At 70.2% G+C, this 14,551-nt stretch carries 18 protein-coding genes; 17 read left to right on the top strand and 1 reads right to left on the bottom strand.

Annotation, left to right across the window (positions count from 1 at the left end; genetic code table 11):
- The first annotated feature begins 73 nt into the window (after positions 1-73).
- From ACXJ1Y_RS18175 to ACXJ1Y_RS18220, 10 genes are all read left to right on the top strand, one after another.
- Positions 74-685: a PAS domain-containing protein gene (locus tag ACXJ1Y_RS18175; RefSeq protein WP_463847536.1), complete on the top strand. Its 612-nt coding sequence runs from the start codon at positions 74-76 to the stop codon at positions 683-685.
- Between the two features lie 159 nt (positions 686-844).
- Entirely contained in the window at positions 845-1,456 is a 612-nt protein-coding gene (locus ACXJ1Y_RS18180; protein WP_463847537.1) for a Maf family protein, read from the top strand.
- A gap of 19 nt (positions 1,457-1,475) precedes the next feature.
- On the top strand, positions 1,476-2,435 hold the full coding sequence (locus tag ACXJ1Y_RS18185) for a cation diffusion facilitator family transporter (protein WP_463847538.1): 960 nt from the start codon (positions 1,476-1,478) through the stop codon (positions 2,433-2,435).
- Positions 2,432-3,262 (top strand): shikimate dehydrogenase, encoded by an 831-nt coding sequence (locus tag ACXJ1Y_RS18190; RefSeq protein WP_463847539.1) that lies wholly within the window; start codon positions 2,432-2,434, stop codon positions 3,260-3,262. The genes ACXJ1Y_RS18185 and ACXJ1Y_RS18190 overlap by 4 nt, the downstream gene beginning before the upstream one ends.
- On the top strand, positions 3,259-3,888 hold the full coding sequence (gene coaE / locus ACXJ1Y_RS18195; RefSeq protein ID WP_463847540.1) for a dephospho-CoA kinase: 630 nt from the start codon (positions 3,259-3,261) through the stop codon (positions 3,886-3,888). Before ACXJ1Y_RS18190 ends, coaE begins: the two co-directional genes overlap by 4 nt.
- 31 nt (positions 3,889-3,919) lie before the next feature.
- Positions 3,920-4,639, top strand: a complete 720-nt coding sequence (gene dnaQ, locus ACXJ1Y_RS18200) for a DNA polymerase III subunit epsilon (RefSeq protein ID WP_463847541.1) — start codon at positions 3,920-3,922, stop codon at positions 4,637-4,639.
- Positions 4,640-4,731: 92 nt separating this feature from the next.
- On the top strand, positions 4,732-5,151 hold the full coding sequence (locus ACXJ1Y_RS18205) for a CopG family transcriptional regulator (RefSeq protein WP_463847542.1): 420 nt from the start codon (positions 4,732-4,734) through the stop codon (positions 5,149-5,151).
- A gap of 26 nt (positions 5,152-5,177) precedes the next feature.
- Positions 5,178-6,383: an extracellular catalytic domain type 1 short-chain-length polyhydroxyalkanoate depolymerase gene (locus tag ACXJ1Y_RS18210; protein ID WP_463847543.1), complete on the top strand. Its 1,206-nt coding sequence runs from the start codon at positions 5,178-5,180 to the stop codon at positions 6,381-6,383.
- A gap of 22 nt (positions 6,384-6,405) precedes the next feature.
- Positions 6,406-7,290 carry a TIGR01459 family HAD-type hydrolase gene (locus tag ACXJ1Y_RS18215; protein WP_463847544.1) on the top strand — a complete coding sequence of 295 codons (885 nt, stop codon included), beginning with the start codon at positions 6,406-6,408 and terminating at the stop codon, positions 7,288-7,290.
- 161 nt (positions 7,291-7,451) lie between these two features.
- Positions 7,452-9,065 (top strand): putative bifunctional diguanylate cyclase/phosphodiesterase, encoded by a 1,614-nt coding sequence (locus ACXJ1Y_RS18220; protein WP_463847545.1) that lies wholly within the window; start codon positions 7,452-7,454, stop codon positions 9,063-9,065.
- Positions 9,066-9,092: 27 nt separating this feature from the next.
- Here ACXJ1Y_RS18220 and ACXJ1Y_RS18225 read toward each other — a convergent pair whose 3' ends face one another.
- The gene (locus tag ACXJ1Y_RS18225) at positions 9,093-9,362 is read right to left on the bottom strand and encodes a hypothetical protein (RefSeq protein ID WP_243959322.1); all 270 of its coding nucleotides are present in this window, start codon (positions 9,360-9,362) and stop codon (positions 9,093-9,095) included.
- A gap of 262 nt (positions 9,363-9,624) precedes the next feature.
- On the opposite strand from ACXJ1Y_RS18225, the gene ACXJ1Y_RS18230 reads away from it, so the two are divergent.
- From ACXJ1Y_RS18230 to prfB, 7 genes are all read left to right on the top strand, one after another.
- Positions 9,625-9,750, top strand: coding sequence for a hypothetical protein (locus ACXJ1Y_RS18230; RefSeq protein ID WP_279598080.1), 126 nt, complete (start codon positions 9,625-9,627; stop codon positions 9,748-9,750).
- A gap of 118 nt (positions 9,751-9,868) precedes the next feature.
- Positions 9,869-10,477 carry an aminoacyl-tRNA hydrolase gene (gene pth, locus ACXJ1Y_RS18235; RefSeq protein ID WP_463847546.1) on the top strand — a complete coding sequence of 203 codons (609 nt, stop codon included), beginning with the start codon at positions 9,869-9,871 and terminating at the stop codon, positions 10,475-10,477.
- A gap of 46 nt (positions 10,478-10,523) precedes the next feature.
- Complete coding sequence (locus ACXJ1Y_RS18240; protein WP_463847547.1) at positions 10,524-10,760, top strand: hypothetical protein; 237 nt, start codon at positions 10,524-10,526, stop codon at positions 10,758-10,760.
- Entirely contained in the window at positions 10,750-11,199 is a 450-nt protein-coding gene (locus ACXJ1Y_RS18245) for a PIN domain-containing protein (RefSeq protein ID WP_463847548.1), read from the top strand. Before ACXJ1Y_RS18240 ends, ACXJ1Y_RS18245 begins: the two co-directional genes overlap by 11 nt.
- A gap of 8 nt (positions 11,200-11,207) precedes the next feature.
- Positions 11,208-12,305 carry a redox-regulated ATPase YchF gene (gene ychF, locus ACXJ1Y_RS18250; protein WP_463847549.1) on the top strand — a complete coding sequence of 366 codons (1,098 nt, stop codon included), beginning with the start codon at positions 11,208-11,210 and terminating at the stop codon, positions 12,303-12,305.
- 17 nt (positions 12,306-12,322) lie between these two features.
- On the top strand, positions 12,323-13,321 hold the full coding sequence (locus ACXJ1Y_RS18255; protein ID WP_463847550.1) for a MaoC family dehydratase: 999 nt from the start codon (positions 12,323-12,325) through the stop codon (positions 13,319-13,321).
- Between the two features lie 81 nt (positions 13,322-13,402).
- Positions 13,403-14,531 (top strand): peptide chain release factor 2 gene (prfB, locus tag ACXJ1Y_RS18260; RefSeq protein ID WP_463847551.1). Its coding sequence is split into 2 segments (ribosomal slippage): positions 13,403-13,471 and positions 13,473-14,531, totalling 1,128 coding nucleotides; the frame shifts between segments, so codons are not numbered across the junction.
- The last annotated feature ends 20 nt before the right edge of the window (positions 14,532-14,551 follow it).

Genomic DNA, 14,551 nt, shown 5'->3' on the forward strand with positions numbered 1-14,551 from the left:
GACTCATTAGATCCTCGCCTTCGGCCACGGTTTGTGGGGGGAACGATTGATGGGGGCACAGTTAAGCCATCAGATGGAAGCGCCGACAGCCAGCGGTGCTGTCGGGCTGTGGCAGGTCGATGCGAGCACGAACTTCGCCTCGCTCGACGCGCAAGCCGCCGCAATGCTGAAGGTCGAGGGCTATAGCCCCGGTCAACACGTCCACGTGGAGGAGGTGATGAGCCGCTTCCAGGAAGAGGACCGCGACCTGATGCGCGAGATCCATCTGGACGTGACGCGCAACGGCGGTCCCTTCCTGACCGAATTCCGGGTCATCGACGCGGCGGGCGACATCCGCTGGATCCAGTGCCGCGGCCAGTACGCGCTCGGCGAGGGCGGCGTGATGACCGGCCGGGGCGTGCTGGTCGATGTCACCGACCTGCATGCCTGGTCGGGGCCGATCCCGGGGCATAGTGCCGTGCTGATGGTGCGGCAACCGCCGACGGCGGCGCCCACGGCCCCGTCGGATCCCCTGGCGGAGGCGGCCGACCTGGCCGTGCAGCTTCGCACGTCCCTGGGCCGGACGGGCCACGGCGCCTTGCGCCTCGCCTCCGACCTGCTCCTGTGGGAGATCAACACCGCCATCGCCGAACGGCACGTGATCAGCGACAAGCAGGTTCCCGGCCTTTCGCGCTGGTCGCGTTGACATTCGGCTAACCGATTCCTGCCAAGGTCTGCGCAGGGGTCAGGTGGCGTAACGACCCCAGCGACAGCCCCGCCGCCCGGTTCGAATCCGGGGGTGGGGCGCGTCGCACAACGCGGCCCATCCCCTTGCGGCTGCGAAGCGTTCCGTGACACTGGGGCGATGACCTCCCCCTGGCTCGGCCCGGCGCCGCTCCTCCTCGCCTCGACCAGCGCGACCCGGCGCCTGCTCCTCGAAAGCGCGGCTCTGCCCGTCGAGACGGAGTCGCCCGGCGTCGATGAACGCGCTGTGGAGGCAGCCTCCGCCGGACTCTCGCCCGTGGATCTCGCGGAGGCCCTGGCCCGCGCCAAGGCCGAGGCGGTCGCAAACCGCCATCCCGGCCGGGTGGTGATCGGCGCCGATCAGGTGCTCGCCCTCGACGATGCGGTGTTTCACAAGCCCGCGACCCTTGCGGCCGCGCGGGAGCATCTGGCCCGGCTCGCGGGGCGCACCCATGCGCTGCATTCCGCCGTCGCCCTGGTGCGGGACGGACGCACCGATGTCTTCGTCGAGACGGCACGGATGACGATGCGCCCCCTCGCACCGGAGGGGATCGAGGCCTACCTCGCCTGCGCGGGCGAGGCGCGGGTCCGTGCGAGCGTCGGCGGCTACCAGCTCGAAGGGCCGGGCATCCACCTGTTCGCGCGGGTGGAGGGCGACCACAGCACGGTCCTCGGCCTGCCGCTGATGCCGCTGCTCGCCCGGCTGCGGGCCGCCGGGCTGCTGCACTTCTAGGAACGAGGGGGAACGATCCTTGGCAGGACACGACCATTCGCATGGGAGCCACGGCCATGACGGCCATTCCCATGGGTCCCATGGCGGCGGCCATGCCCACGCGCCGAAGCATTTCGGCACGGCCTTCGCTCTCGGCATCGCCCTGAACACGGTCTTCGTGGTTGTGGAGGCCGGCTACGGCTACGCCGCCAACGCGATGTCCCTCGTGGCCGATGCGGGCCACAACCTGTCCGACGTGCTCGGCCTCGTCGCGGCCTGGGTCGCCTCGGTGCTGGTGCGCCGCCAGCGGACGGCCCGCTTCACCTACGGGCTGCGCGGTTCCTCGATCCTGGCGGCCCTGTTCAACGCCGTGTTCCTGCTGATCGCCATGGGGGCGGTGATGTGGGAGGCGGTGCTGCGCCTCCTCCACCCGGAGCCGGTGGCGGGGGGGACGGTGATGGTGGTGGCCGCCATCGGCATCCTCGTGAACGGGATCACGGCGTGGCTGTTCGTCAGCGGCGCCAAGGACGACATCAACATCAGGGGCGCCTTCCTGCACATGGCGGCGGACGCGGCGGTCTCGGCCGGCGTGGTGGTGGCGGGCCTCGTCATCTGGATGACCGGCCTCGCCTGGATCGATCCGGCGGTGAGCCTCGTCGTGGCGGGCCTCGTGGTCTGGGCGACCTGGGGGCTGCTGCGCGACAGCGTCGCCATGTCCCTGAACGCCGTGCCGCCGCAGATCTCCCCCGCCGCCGTCGAGGATTTCCTGCGCGAGCGCCCCGGCGTGGCGGACCTGCATGACCTCCACATCTGGTCGATGAGCACGACGAGCGTCGCGCTCACCGCCCATCTGGTGATGGCGCAGGGGCATCCCGGCAACGGCTTCCTCGTGGAGACCTGCGAGGGCCTGCGCTCGCATTTCGGCATCGCGCATGCCACCCTCCAGATCGAGGAAGCGGGCGGGCCCGGTTGCCGCCTCGCGGGAGCCTGCGCGGCATGATCAAGGCCTTCGTCGCCGGGCATCCCATCGCCCATTCGCGCTCGCCGCTGATCCACGGGCATTGGCTCGCGGAGCACGGCATCAGTGGTTCCTATGAGCGGATCGACGTCCCGCCGGCCGACTTCCCCGCCTTCCTGCGCGGCCTGCCCGGATCGGGCTTCGCGGGGGGCAACGTCACCATCCCGCACAAGGAGGCGGCCTTCGCGCTCGCCGACACGCTGACGGAGCGGGCCCAGCGCATCGGCGCGGTGAACACCCTCGTCGTCGGTGGCGACGGGCAGGTCCACGGCGACAACACCGACGCGCCGGGCTTCTGCGCCCATCTCGACCAGAGCCTCGGCACCGCATGGCCGCAGCGGGGCGAGGCGGTGATCCTCGGCGCGGGTGGTGCCGCACGGGCCATCGTCGTCGGCCTCGCGGAGCGGGGCGTCTCCCGCATCCGCGTCGCGAACCGCACGCCGGCGCGGGCCGAGGCGGTCGCCGCCCTCGCGCCGGGCATCGCCCAGCCGCTCGCCTGGGACGACCTGCCCGCCGCCCTGGAAGGGGCGGGGCTCCTCGTGAACACCACGTCGCTGGGCATGAAGGGCCAGCCGCCGCTGGCGATCGACCTCGCGCCCCTCCCGGACGGGGCGGCGGTGGCGGATATCGTCTATGCCCCCCTGGAGACCGACCTCCTCGCCGCCGCGCGGCGGCGGGGGCTCGCGGCGGTCGACGGGCTCGGGATGCTGCTGCATCAGGCGGTGCCGGGCTTCGCGGCATGGTTCGGCACCCGCCCGCAGGTGACGGCGGCCTTGCGCGACCTCATCGTCGCGGATCTCCGGCCGTGAGGGGCAAGCCCTTCGTCCTGGGGCTCACCGGCTCCATCGGCATGGGCAAGTCGGCCACCGCCGCCCTGTTCGCCCAGCGCGGCGTGCCGGTCCACGATGCCGACGCGGCGGTCCACGCCCTCTACGGGCCGGGGGGCGCAGCGGCCGAGGCCATCGGGCGCGAGTTTCCCGGAACGCTCGACGCGCAAGGCGGCGTCGACCGAGCGGCCCTGCGCGAGGCGGTGCTCGGCGATCCCGCGCGGCTGAAGCGGCTCGAAGCCCTCGTCCACCCCCTGGTGCGGCGGGAATCCGAGGCGTTCCTCGCCCGGAACGCGGAGGCGCCGCTGGTCGTCCTCGACATCCCGCTCCTCTACGAGACCGGCGGGGAGGGACGCTGCGACGCCGTCGCGGTGGTGAGCGCCCCGGCCGCGATCCAGCGCGAACGCGTCCTCGCCCGCCCCGGCATGACCGAGGCGGCCTTCGCGGCGATCCTCGCCAAGCAGATGCCGGACGCCGAGAAGCGGGCGCGGGCCGATTACGTCATCGACACGGGGAGCGGCTTTCCGGCAGCGGAAGCGGCCGTGGCGCGGATCGTGGCGGACCTGACCGCCTCACCGCCGGTGGCCCCCATTCCCGGAAAGGCGTAGGGTCGCCGCCCGACCGGCAGGGCCAGACAGAATGCTGCGCGAGATCGTCCTCGACACCGAGACCACCGGCACCGAGGCCCAGAACGGTGACCGCCTCATCGAGATCGGCGCCGTGGAGCTGTTCAACCACATCCCCACGGGCCGCACCTTCCACTGCTACGTCAACCCGCAGCGGGCGGTCTCCGAAGGCGCCTTCGCGGTGCACGGCTTGTCGGACACGTTCCTCGCGGACAAGCCGGTCTTCGCCAAGATCGTGGCCGATCTCCGCGACTTCCTGGGCGACGCCCGCCTCGTCATCCACAACGCGCCCTTCGACGTCGGCTTCCTCAACATGGAATATGCCCGGCTCGGCGCCGAGGCTCCGCCGCCGATCCGGCTGGAGGACGTGGTCGACACCCTCCCCATGGCCCGGCGCAAGCATCCCGGCGCGGCCAACAACCTCGATGCCCTCTGCTCCCGCTACGGTATCGACAATTCCCGCCGCACCAAGCACGGGGCGCTCCTCGACGCGCAGATCCTCGCCGAGGTCTATGTCGAGCTGCTCGGCGGCAAGCAGACGAGCCTCGGCCTCCTCGTCGCGGAGGCCGCCGCGCCCGCGTCCGCCGACCTGCCCGGCCTTGGCGGAGCCGCCCCGCGCACCTTCCGTAGCCGCCTCACCGATGCCGAACGCGGGCGCCACGATGCCTTCCGCGCCGGCCTCGGCGCCAACGCGATCTGGTCGGATTACATCGGCAGCGCCGATCCGGCCTGAGCCGCGCCTGCATGCTGCAATGCGGCGGGTTTCTATTGCAATGCGAAATCGACCCTCTATATGCCATCCATACGGATGGTAGAGAGTCAGCGATGGCACAGGGCCAAGGGCTGGCCGGCACGCGGGTGCCGGACAGCGAGAAGATCACGATCAACCTCGGCCATGTCGATCTGGGCTATGTGGACCTGCTCGTGGCGGAGGGCGTCTATGCCAACCGCAGCGATTTCATCCGCACGGCGATCCGCAACCAGATCGGGCGCCATTCCGACATCACCAAGCAATCGGTGGAGCGCCGCAGCGTCGAGCTGGGCCTCTGCCGGATCGGGCGGGCCGACCTCGAAGCGGCCCGCGCCGAGGGGCGGATGCTCGACATCCGCGTCCTCGGGCTCGCCACGATCGGGCCCGACGTCACCCCCGAACTCGCCCGCGAGACCATCGGCACGTTGACCGTGCTGGGCAGCCTTCAGGCCAGCCCTGCCGTTCGTGCGGCGCTGGCCGACCGCCTGCGCTGACCGCAACCCGAGACGAGGCGACCCCCATGTCCGACATCTTCGGCAAGTTCGACCACAAGTCCGGGAAGCGTTCCTCCGGCGATCCCCTCTCCGATCTCGCGGAGGCGACCCGGCTCACCGGCCTCGGCCGGCTGGAGGAGGCGACCGCCATCATCCAGCGCACCCTCACCGGGCGCGGCGGATCGCACACCCCGACGCCCCATCGCCACGGCGCCGCCGAGCCGTCGCCCGCCCTGCGCGTCCGCGAGGTGGTGGAGAATGTGGTGCGCGGCATCGCGCCGGTGCTGAAGGGCCTCGGCCACCGCCAGCCCGCTCCCGCCCCGGAGCGGAGCGGCGGCGGCAATGCCGGCGGGCCCGGCGCCTTCCTGCCCCGCAGCCACGCGGTCGCCGCCGGCGCGCGGGATTACAAGCTCTTCGTGCCAAGCAGCCCCCAGAGCCCGGCACCCCTCGTGGTGATGCTGCACGGCTGCACCCAGAACCCGGACGATTTCGCCGCCGGCACCGGCATGAACGTGCTGGCCGAGCGCCTGGGTCTGTTCGTGGCCTATCCGGCGCAGAGCCGGTCGGCCCATCCGCAGAAATGCTGGAAGTGGTACGATCCGGGCGATCAGGGCCGCGAGACCGGCGAGCCGGCGATCATCGCGGGCATCACCCGCGCGATCATGGACGCCTATCCGATCGATCCGGCGAAGGTCTACATCGCGGGCATGTCGGCGGGGGGCGCGGCGGCGCTCAACATCGCTCATGCCTATCCGGACCTCTACGCCGCCGTGGGCGTCCATTCGGGGCTCGCGGCCGGCTGTGCCCGCGACCTCGGCTCGGCGCTGATGGCGATGCAGGTCGGCGCCCCCGGCCTCGGCACCGGGCCGAGCTTCGGCGCCCCGGTCGCGAACAAGCGCATCCCCACCATCGTCTTCCACGGCATGGAGGACAACACGGTGAGCGTGCGCAACGCCGACCAGATCCTCGCCCAGGCCGAGGCCGCCGGCCTCACCGCCAGCGCGGAGCGGTTCGAGGGGGCGAGCGACCGCTTCGGCAGCCATCCCTTCACCCGCACCCGCTTCACCGACCGCGAAGGCAACGTCGTCGTGGAGGATTGGCGCATCCGGGGCGCCGGCCATGCGTGGTCGGGCGGAAAGCCGGAAGGCTCCTACACCGACCCGGAGGGGCCGGATGCCTCGCGGGCGATGCTCGACTTTTTCGCCGAGCACACGCTGGCGAAGTCCCATTGATGCCAACGACCAGGATTGTTCGATGACCGCGCGGATCCCCACCCTTGCCGGCCTGTCCGGGATCGCGGAGGAGCGCGACCTGATCCTCTGCGACGTCTGGGGCGTGCTCCATGACGGCCAGAAGGCCCATGTCGCGGCGGGCGAGGCGCTGATCCGCTTCCGCGCCCTGCCGGGCCCGCGGCGGCGGCGGGTGGTGCTGGTCTCGAACGCCCCCCGTCCGGGGGACGGCGTCGGGCGCATCCTCGACCGGTTCGGCGTCCCGCGCGAGGCCTACGACGCGATCCTCACCTCCGGGGACCTCACCCGCGAGCTGATCGCGGCCCGGCCGGGCGCGCGGATCCGCCATCTCGGGCCCGAGCGCGACCTCGGCGTGTTCAAGGACCTCGATATCACCCTCGTGCCGGAGGCGGAGGCCGACCTCGTGGTCTGCACCGGCCTGTTCGACGACCGCGCCGAGACGCCCGACGATTACCGGGACGAACTCACCCGCCTCGCGACGCGCGGCCTGACGATGATCTGCGCCAACCCCGACCTTGTGGTCGAGAGCGGCAACCGGCTGATCCCCTGCGCCGGCCTGCTCGCCGCCGCCTATGTCGATCTCGGCGGCGCGGTGGTCTACGCGGGCAAGCCGCACCGGCCGGTCTACGAGGCGGCGCTCGCCGTCGCCGCCTCCCTCGACGGCGGCCCGCCCGACGACAAGGGCCGCGTCATCGCCATCGGCGACGCCATCCGCACCGACATCGCCGGAGCGAGCGCCTTCGGCATCGCGAGCCTCCTCGTCGCCCGGGGCATCCACGCGGAGGAACTGGGCGTCACGGCCGACCACCACACCCTCGGCGACATCGCCGAATGGCTCGGCCGGCAGACGGTGCATCCCGACGGGGTGATCGAGCGGCTGGTTTGGTAGGCGCTACCCCAGCCCCGCCCGCGGCCGGTTTTCGCTGCAATGCAAACGATCGCTTCAATTTCAATGAGCGAACCCCTGTGCCTGAATATGATCTTTCCGGCATCGGCTTCACGCCGTTTTAGGTGATCCGTGGTGTCATGCGGCCGCGAGAGGTGGCCGGAATGACCAAGGCGACGATCAAACAGTGGCGGAAGGGCGAACTCTACGAGACGTTATGCCTGCTCCTGATCGGGGCGGGGATCTGGTTCGTCGGGATCACCCTCGGCTCCTTTGACGTGCTCCATGAGGCCGTCCAGGCCTACCGGCTCGGGGATTTCATGATCCTCGGCGCCTGCATGGGCGTGGCGATCTGCGGCGCCAGCATCCGCAAGTCGATCCTGATGCGCCGCCTCATGCTGGAGCGCGACGCCGCCGCCGCGAATGCCGAGGCCATCGCCCGGCACGACGGCCTCACCGGCCTCGCCAACCGCCGCCGCTTCCTCGAAGAAGTCGAGCGGGTGCGCCAGAACGCCTCGGGCGAACTTCTCGCGGTGCTGCTGATCGATCTCGACCGGTTCAAGCCGGTCAACGACCTGTACGGCCACGCCGCCGGCAACGCGGTGCTCTGCGCCGTCGCGGAGCGGCTGACGAGCCTGCTGCCCCAGGGCGGCGTCGCGGCCCGGCTCGGGGGCGACGAGTTCGCCCTCCTCGTCCCGCTCACCCATGGCAGCGAGGGGCTGACCCGCCTCGCCCAGAGCGTGATCGCCGCCATCGCCACGCCGATCAACTGGAGCCAGAACGAACTCAAGGTCGGCGCCACGGTGGGCGTCGCGGCGGTCTCGGCCGAGTATGCCGATTCCGACGCGATCCTGCACGCCGCCGACCTCGCCATGTACCAGGGCAAGAAGGAGGGGCGGGGCACCTACCGCTTCTTCCGCAGCGCCATGGACGAGGAATTGCGCGCCCGCGCCCGTCTCGAAGCGGAGCTGCGCACGGCGATCGAGCAGGGGGCGATCGAGCCGTTCTACCAGCCGGTCGTGGCCCTGCCGCACAAGGAGATCGTCGGCCTGGAGGTGCTGGCCCGCTGGCGCCACGCGGAGCGGGGGCTGATCAGCCCCAACGAGTTCATCCCCGTCGCCGAGGAGACGGGCATGATCGCGGAACTGAGCTACAACCTGATCCGCCGCGCCTGCCTCGACGCGCGGGATTGGCCCGCGCATCTGGTCCTGGCGGTCAACATCGCTCCGCACCAGTTCCAGGACGTGTGGCTGGCCGAGCGGATCCTCGCCATCCTCACCGAGACGGGCTTCCCGCCGGGCCGGCTCGAGGTCGAGATCACCGAAAGCGCCCTGATCCAGGATCTCGAGGCGACGCGGGCGACGCTCACCTCCCTGCAGCGCCTCGGCGTGCGCATCGCGCTGGACGATTTCGGCACCGGCTATTCCAGCCTGTACCACCTGCGCGAGCTGAAGTTCGACAAGCTCAAGATCGACCGCAGCTACGTCGACGCCATCACCATGAGCGACGAGCGGGCGAAGCTGGTGGACGCCATCATTAAGCTCGGGTCCAGCCTGGGGCTCGCCACCACCGCCGAGGGCATCGAGACCGACGCCAGCGTCGATTGGCTCTCCGACCAGGGCTGCGACTTCGGACAGGGCTACCTGTTCGGCCGGGCGATGCCGAAAGCCGAGATGGACGACATCCTGCGCGGGCCGGCGGGGGACCGGGCCCCCGTCGTGATCCTGCCCGAGGCCGTGCCGCGAGAGGCGATCATCACCCTGGCGCGGGCGTCCTGACCGCGTCCCGGCCGGGAGCGGAGTGCCTTAGCGGGCCTCGCTCACCCGCCGGGTGGCCTTCTGCTCCTTCTTGTAGGCGGTGATCGCCGAGGAGCAGTCGGGCGAGAGCTTCTTCATGTTGGCGCGAAAGCAGGCCTCGACCTCCGGGCCGCCGGGGGCGAACTCGCTGCACAATTCCATGTAGTCGCCGGTGCAGGACCGCTTCAGCGCATCCCGCGCGGGCGAGGACTCGGCGAGGGACACGGCGGGGGCCGCGCCGAGGGCGAGGGCCAGCAGAGCCGCCAGGGTCTTGGACATCGGACTTCCTTCCACTCAACAACCGCAGGGCCGCGCCTGTGGGGCGCAACCCGGCGAAGGCGAGCGGATGCCCTCCGACCATGGCATGAACGTGACGCAATCCTGACGGGGTTTTGCGCCTCCCGCCATGCTCGGGCTGCACTGGGGTCCCGTGCGATCTGCCGCAGGACCGGTGTTTCCGTGTCCACACTGTTGCCCGCTTTGAGGCGCTCACTGCGATTTCGCGGCGCGTTGTGGCCGCAGTGCCACGGAGTTCTCCGCCGTGTTCAAGACCGTCCTCGCGCTCCTGACCGTCCTCGTCGTCGTCGCCCTGGGCGGGCTGATCAAGCTTCCTCTCCTGCCCTTCCGCATGGTCCGAGACCTCCTGCGCCGGCACGCCGCCGCCTGAGGATCGGGTTGGGGGCCTCCTGACGATCTGCTATGCGCGGGCCTTTCCCGCCGCGCGCTCGCTTCCCGTGAGCGCATCATAGGAGGACGGGGCGGCCCGTGGGCCGCTCCGGCACAGGATGCGCCTGATCGTCGGCCTCGGGAATCCGGGCCCCCGCTACGCCGCCAACCGGCACAATATCGGCTTCCTCGCCATCGACGAGATCGCCCGCGTCCACCGGGCGGCGCCGTTCAGGCGGCGCTTTCAAGGGGAGGCGGCGGAGGTCGTGCTCGGCTCCGAGCGCGCGATCCTCCTGAAGCCCCAGACCTTCATGAACGAATCGGGCCGCTCGGTCGCGGAGGCGCAGCGCTTCTACAAGATCGCCCTGTCCGACGTGATCGTGCTCCACGACGAGCTCGACCTGCCCCCGGCCAAGCTCCGGGTGAAGCAGGGCGGCGGCAATGCGGGGCATAACGGCCTGCGCTCCATCACCGCCCAATGCGGGAACGAGTACCGCCGGGTCCGCCTCGGCATCGGGCACCCCGGCGACAAGGCGCTGGTGCATGCCTACGTCCTCAACGATTTCGGCAAGGCCGAGACGCCCTGGGTCGAGGACCTGTGCCGGGCGGTGGCCGACCACGCCGCCGTGCTCGCCGCGGGCGAGGATGCGAGCTTCCAGAACAAGGTCCACCTCGCCATGGCCGGGCGCGGCTGGGACGAGGTGAAGCCGCTGGGCAGCAAAAATTGACACGAAAACACGGGGACACGATATCGAGGGCGACGGAGCGGGACCGATGCAGACCATCACCGTGAGCCTGGACGACGTGGTTCTCCAGCGGGCGCAGGAAGATGCGGCCCGCGAGGGGACGAGCCTGTCCGAATTCATCGCCAAGACGGTCGAGCAGCGTGTCGGGCGTCCGGCGATGTCGCAGCGCGAGGCGATGAAGCGATTCCTCGCCGGGCCGCCGCTGCACGTCCTGGACGAGAACGGGAAGGCGCCGGCCCGCGATCAGATGTACGATGACGACTGAATCGGTCTTCGTCGATACGAACGTCTTCCTGTACGCCCGTGACGACCGTGAACCTTCGAAGCAAGCCGCCGCGGCGCGCTGGCTGTCCGTGCTGGCGGACCGGGGTGTCCTCGTGGTGAGCCCTCAGGTGCTCGGCGAGTTTCTCCATGTCACGCTCAGGGGAAAGCTGCCGATCACGGCCGACGCAGCCCGGCAAGCGACCGTCGAACTCGAAGCCTATTCCCAAGGAGCCGTCGATCTTGAATTGATCCGGATCGCGTGGTCACTCCGGCAGGAGACCGCGTTCCAATGGTGGGATTGTGCCATCCTCGGCGCAGCCGTTCGCGCGGGCTGCCGGTATCTGCTGACCGAGGACTTTCAACACGGTCGCACGCTCCACGGCGTCACGATCCTCAACCCTTTCACTGTCGGCCCTGAAGCCGTCGGCGCAGAACACTAGGACACGTCATGGGCTTCAAATGCGGCATCGTCGGCCTGCCGAACGTCGGCAAGTCGACCCTCTTCAACGCGCTGACGCAGACGGCGGCGGCGCAGGCGGCGAACTATCCGTTCTGCACCATCGAGCCCAATGTCGGCGAGGTGGCGGTGCCGGATCCGCGCCTGGATGACCTCGCCCGGATCGCCGGCTCCAAGGAGATCATCCCCACCCGGCTGACCTTCGTAGACATCGCCGGCCTCGTGCGCGGCGCCTCGAAGGGCGAGGGCCTCGGCAACCAGTTCCTCGCCAACATCCGCGAGGTCGATGCCATCGCCCACGTGGTGCGCTGCTTCGAGGATGGGGACGTCACCCACGTCGAGGGCAAGGTCGACCCGGCCGCCGACATCGAGACCATCGAGACCGAGCTGATGCTCGCCGACCTCGACAGCCTGGAGCGCCGCGCCGTCGCCCTGGAGAAGAAGGCCAAGGGCTCCGACAAGGAGGCCAAGGAGTTCCTCGACCTCGTGAACCGCGCCCTGCCGCTGCTGCGCGACGGCAAGCCCGCCCGCCTCGTGGAGCGCAAGCCCGAGGAAGAGAAGCTGTTCCAGCAACTCGGCCTGATGACCGCCAAGCCCGTCCTCTACGTCTGCAACGTGGACGAGGGCGATGCCGACCAGGGCAACGCCCATTCGGCGACCGTCTTCGCCCGCGCCAAGGCCGAGGGCGCCGTGGCCGTCGTGGTCTCGGCCAAGATCGAGAGCGAGATCGCGGTGATGCCGCAGGCCGATCAGGCCGACTTCCTCGAAGCCGTGGGCCTCGCCGAGCCCGGCCTGAACCGGGTGATCCGCGCCGGCTACGACCTCCTCGGCCTCGTGACCTACTTCACCGTCGGCCCGAAGGAGGCCCGCGCCTGGACGATCACCAAGGGCACCCGCGCGCCGGGCGCGGCGGGCGTGATCCACTCGGATTTCGAGAAGGGCTTCATCCGCGCCGAGACCATCGCGTTCAAGGACTACACCAGCCTCAACGGCGAGTCCGGCGCGCGCGATGCCGGCAAGCTCAGGCTTGAAGGCAAGGAATACGTCGTGCAGGACGGCGACGTGCTGCATTTCCGCTTCGCCAACTGATCAACGTCCGGGGTCGAATGCCCGAACTGGCCTTCGAGGATTATTCCGTCGGCGATGTGCTGACCGGCGAACCGATGACGGTGAGCCGCGAGGACATCGTCGCCTTCGCCAGGGCCTTCGACTTCCAGCCCTTCCACCTGGATGAGGCGGCGGCGGAGACGACCTTCGCCGGCCGGCTCATCGCCTCGGGCTGGCACACGGCGGCCCTCGGGATGCGGCTCCTGCAGCAAGGGCCGTTCAACGGCGGCTCGTCCCTCGGGGCGCCGGGCATCGATGAACTGCGCTGGCTCGCCCCGGTCCTGCCGGGCGACACGCTGCGGGTGAGCCTGACGATCACCGGCCTGCGCGACAGCGCCACCAAGCCCGGCCTCGGCTTCGTCAGCGCCCTGCTCGCCCTCGCGAACGGCCGGGGCGAGACGGTGATGACGCAGCGCTTCACCTTCATGCTCGCGCGGCGTGGCACGCAGCCCCTGCCGCCGCGCCCGGTCACGACTGGCACGCCGACACGAATCGCGGAGCCCGACGACGCCGAGCCCGTCCCCTACCTGCGCGACCTCGCCATCGGTGCGACGCGGGACCTCGGGGCCGCCAGCTTCGACGCGGACGCGATCATCGCCTTCGCGCGGGCCTACGATCCGCAGGCCTTCCACCTCGACGACGCGGCGGCGCGGCGGACGCATTTCGGCGGGCTCTGCGCCTCGGGCTGGCACACGGCGGCGGCCTACATGAACCGCCTGCTCACCACCCGCGCCCGCGACGTCGCCTACACGGCCGAGCGCGGGCCCGTGCCGGAATCGGGGCCGTCCCCCGGCTTCCGCAACATGCGCTGGATCCGGCCGGTCTACGCGGGCGACACGATCCGCTTCGCCACGAAGGTCACGGACAAGCGCGCCTCGGCCTCGCGCCCCGGCTGGGGGCTGATCTTCGCCCGCAACACCGGGATGAACCAGCGCGACGAGCCGGTCTTCGCCTTCGACAGCACGGTGTTCCACCAATGGGCGCCGCCGGGGGAGTGACCCCGCGCTGGCCTCGCCCATTTACACCGCCGGATGCGGCCGGTATCACCCCGGCCCTGACACCTCACTTCGAAACACCAGATGCGCGCCGAGATCGAGCAAGCCTCGGATGCCGCCAAGCAGTCTATAGGACTGCTGAGGAGGCATCTTTGACTGGGATACAGTCGACAAACGCCTCGCGGAGCTGAACGCCCGCTCCGAGGACCCGGACCTGTGGAACGACGCCGAGGCCGCCCAGGCGGTGATGCGCGAGCGCCAGCAGCTCGATGAATCCGTCCAGGCCATCCGCAAGCTCGAACGCGACCTCGAAGACGCGGCGACGCTGATCGAACTCGGCGAGATGGAGGGCGATTCCGCCTCCATCACCGAGGGCGAGCAGCAGATCCTCGCCGTCGAGAAGGAAGCCGCGAGCCGGCAGGTCGAGACCCTGCTCTCCGGCGAGGCGGACGGGTTCGACACCTATGTCGAAGTCCATGCCGGCGCGGGCGGCACCGAGAGCCAGGATTGGGCGAACATGCTTCAACGCATGTACGCCCGCTGGGCCGAGCGGCGGAAGTTCAAGGTCGACGTGGTCGAGATGACCGACGGCGAAGAGGCCGGGATCAAGGGCGCGACGCTCCTGATCAAGGGCCACAACGCCTATGGCTGGCTCAAGACCGAGTCCGGTGTCCACCGTCTGGTGCGGATCTCGCCCTACGATTCCAATGCCCGGCGGCATACCAGCTTCGCCAGCGTCTGGGTCTATCCGGTGATCGACGACCGGATCGAGATCGAGATCAAGGAATCCGATTGCCGGATCGACACCTACCGCTCCTCCGGCGCCGGCGGCCAGCACGTGAACACCACGGACTCGGCGGTGCGCATCACCCACAACCCGACTGGGATCGTGGTGGCGTGCCAGCAGGAGCGCTCGCAGCACAAGAACCGGGCCACCGCCTGGAACATGCTCCGCGCCCGCCTCTACGAGGCCGAGCTGAAGAAGCGCGAGGAGAAGGCCAGCGCGGAGGCGGCGGCCAAGACCGATATCGGTTGGGGCCACCAGATCCGCTCCTACGTGCTGCAGCCCTACCAGCTGGTGAAGGACCTGCGCACGGGCACCCAGTCCACCGACCCGGACGAGGTGCTCGACGGCGATCTCGACCCGTTCATGGAATCGTCGCTGGCCCAGCGCGTCTATGGCGGCGCCGAGGGGGTCGAGGACATCGAGTAACGGATTCGGACGGGGCGCCG

It is taken from the genome of Methylobacterium sp. TK26, from assembly GCF_055361565.1.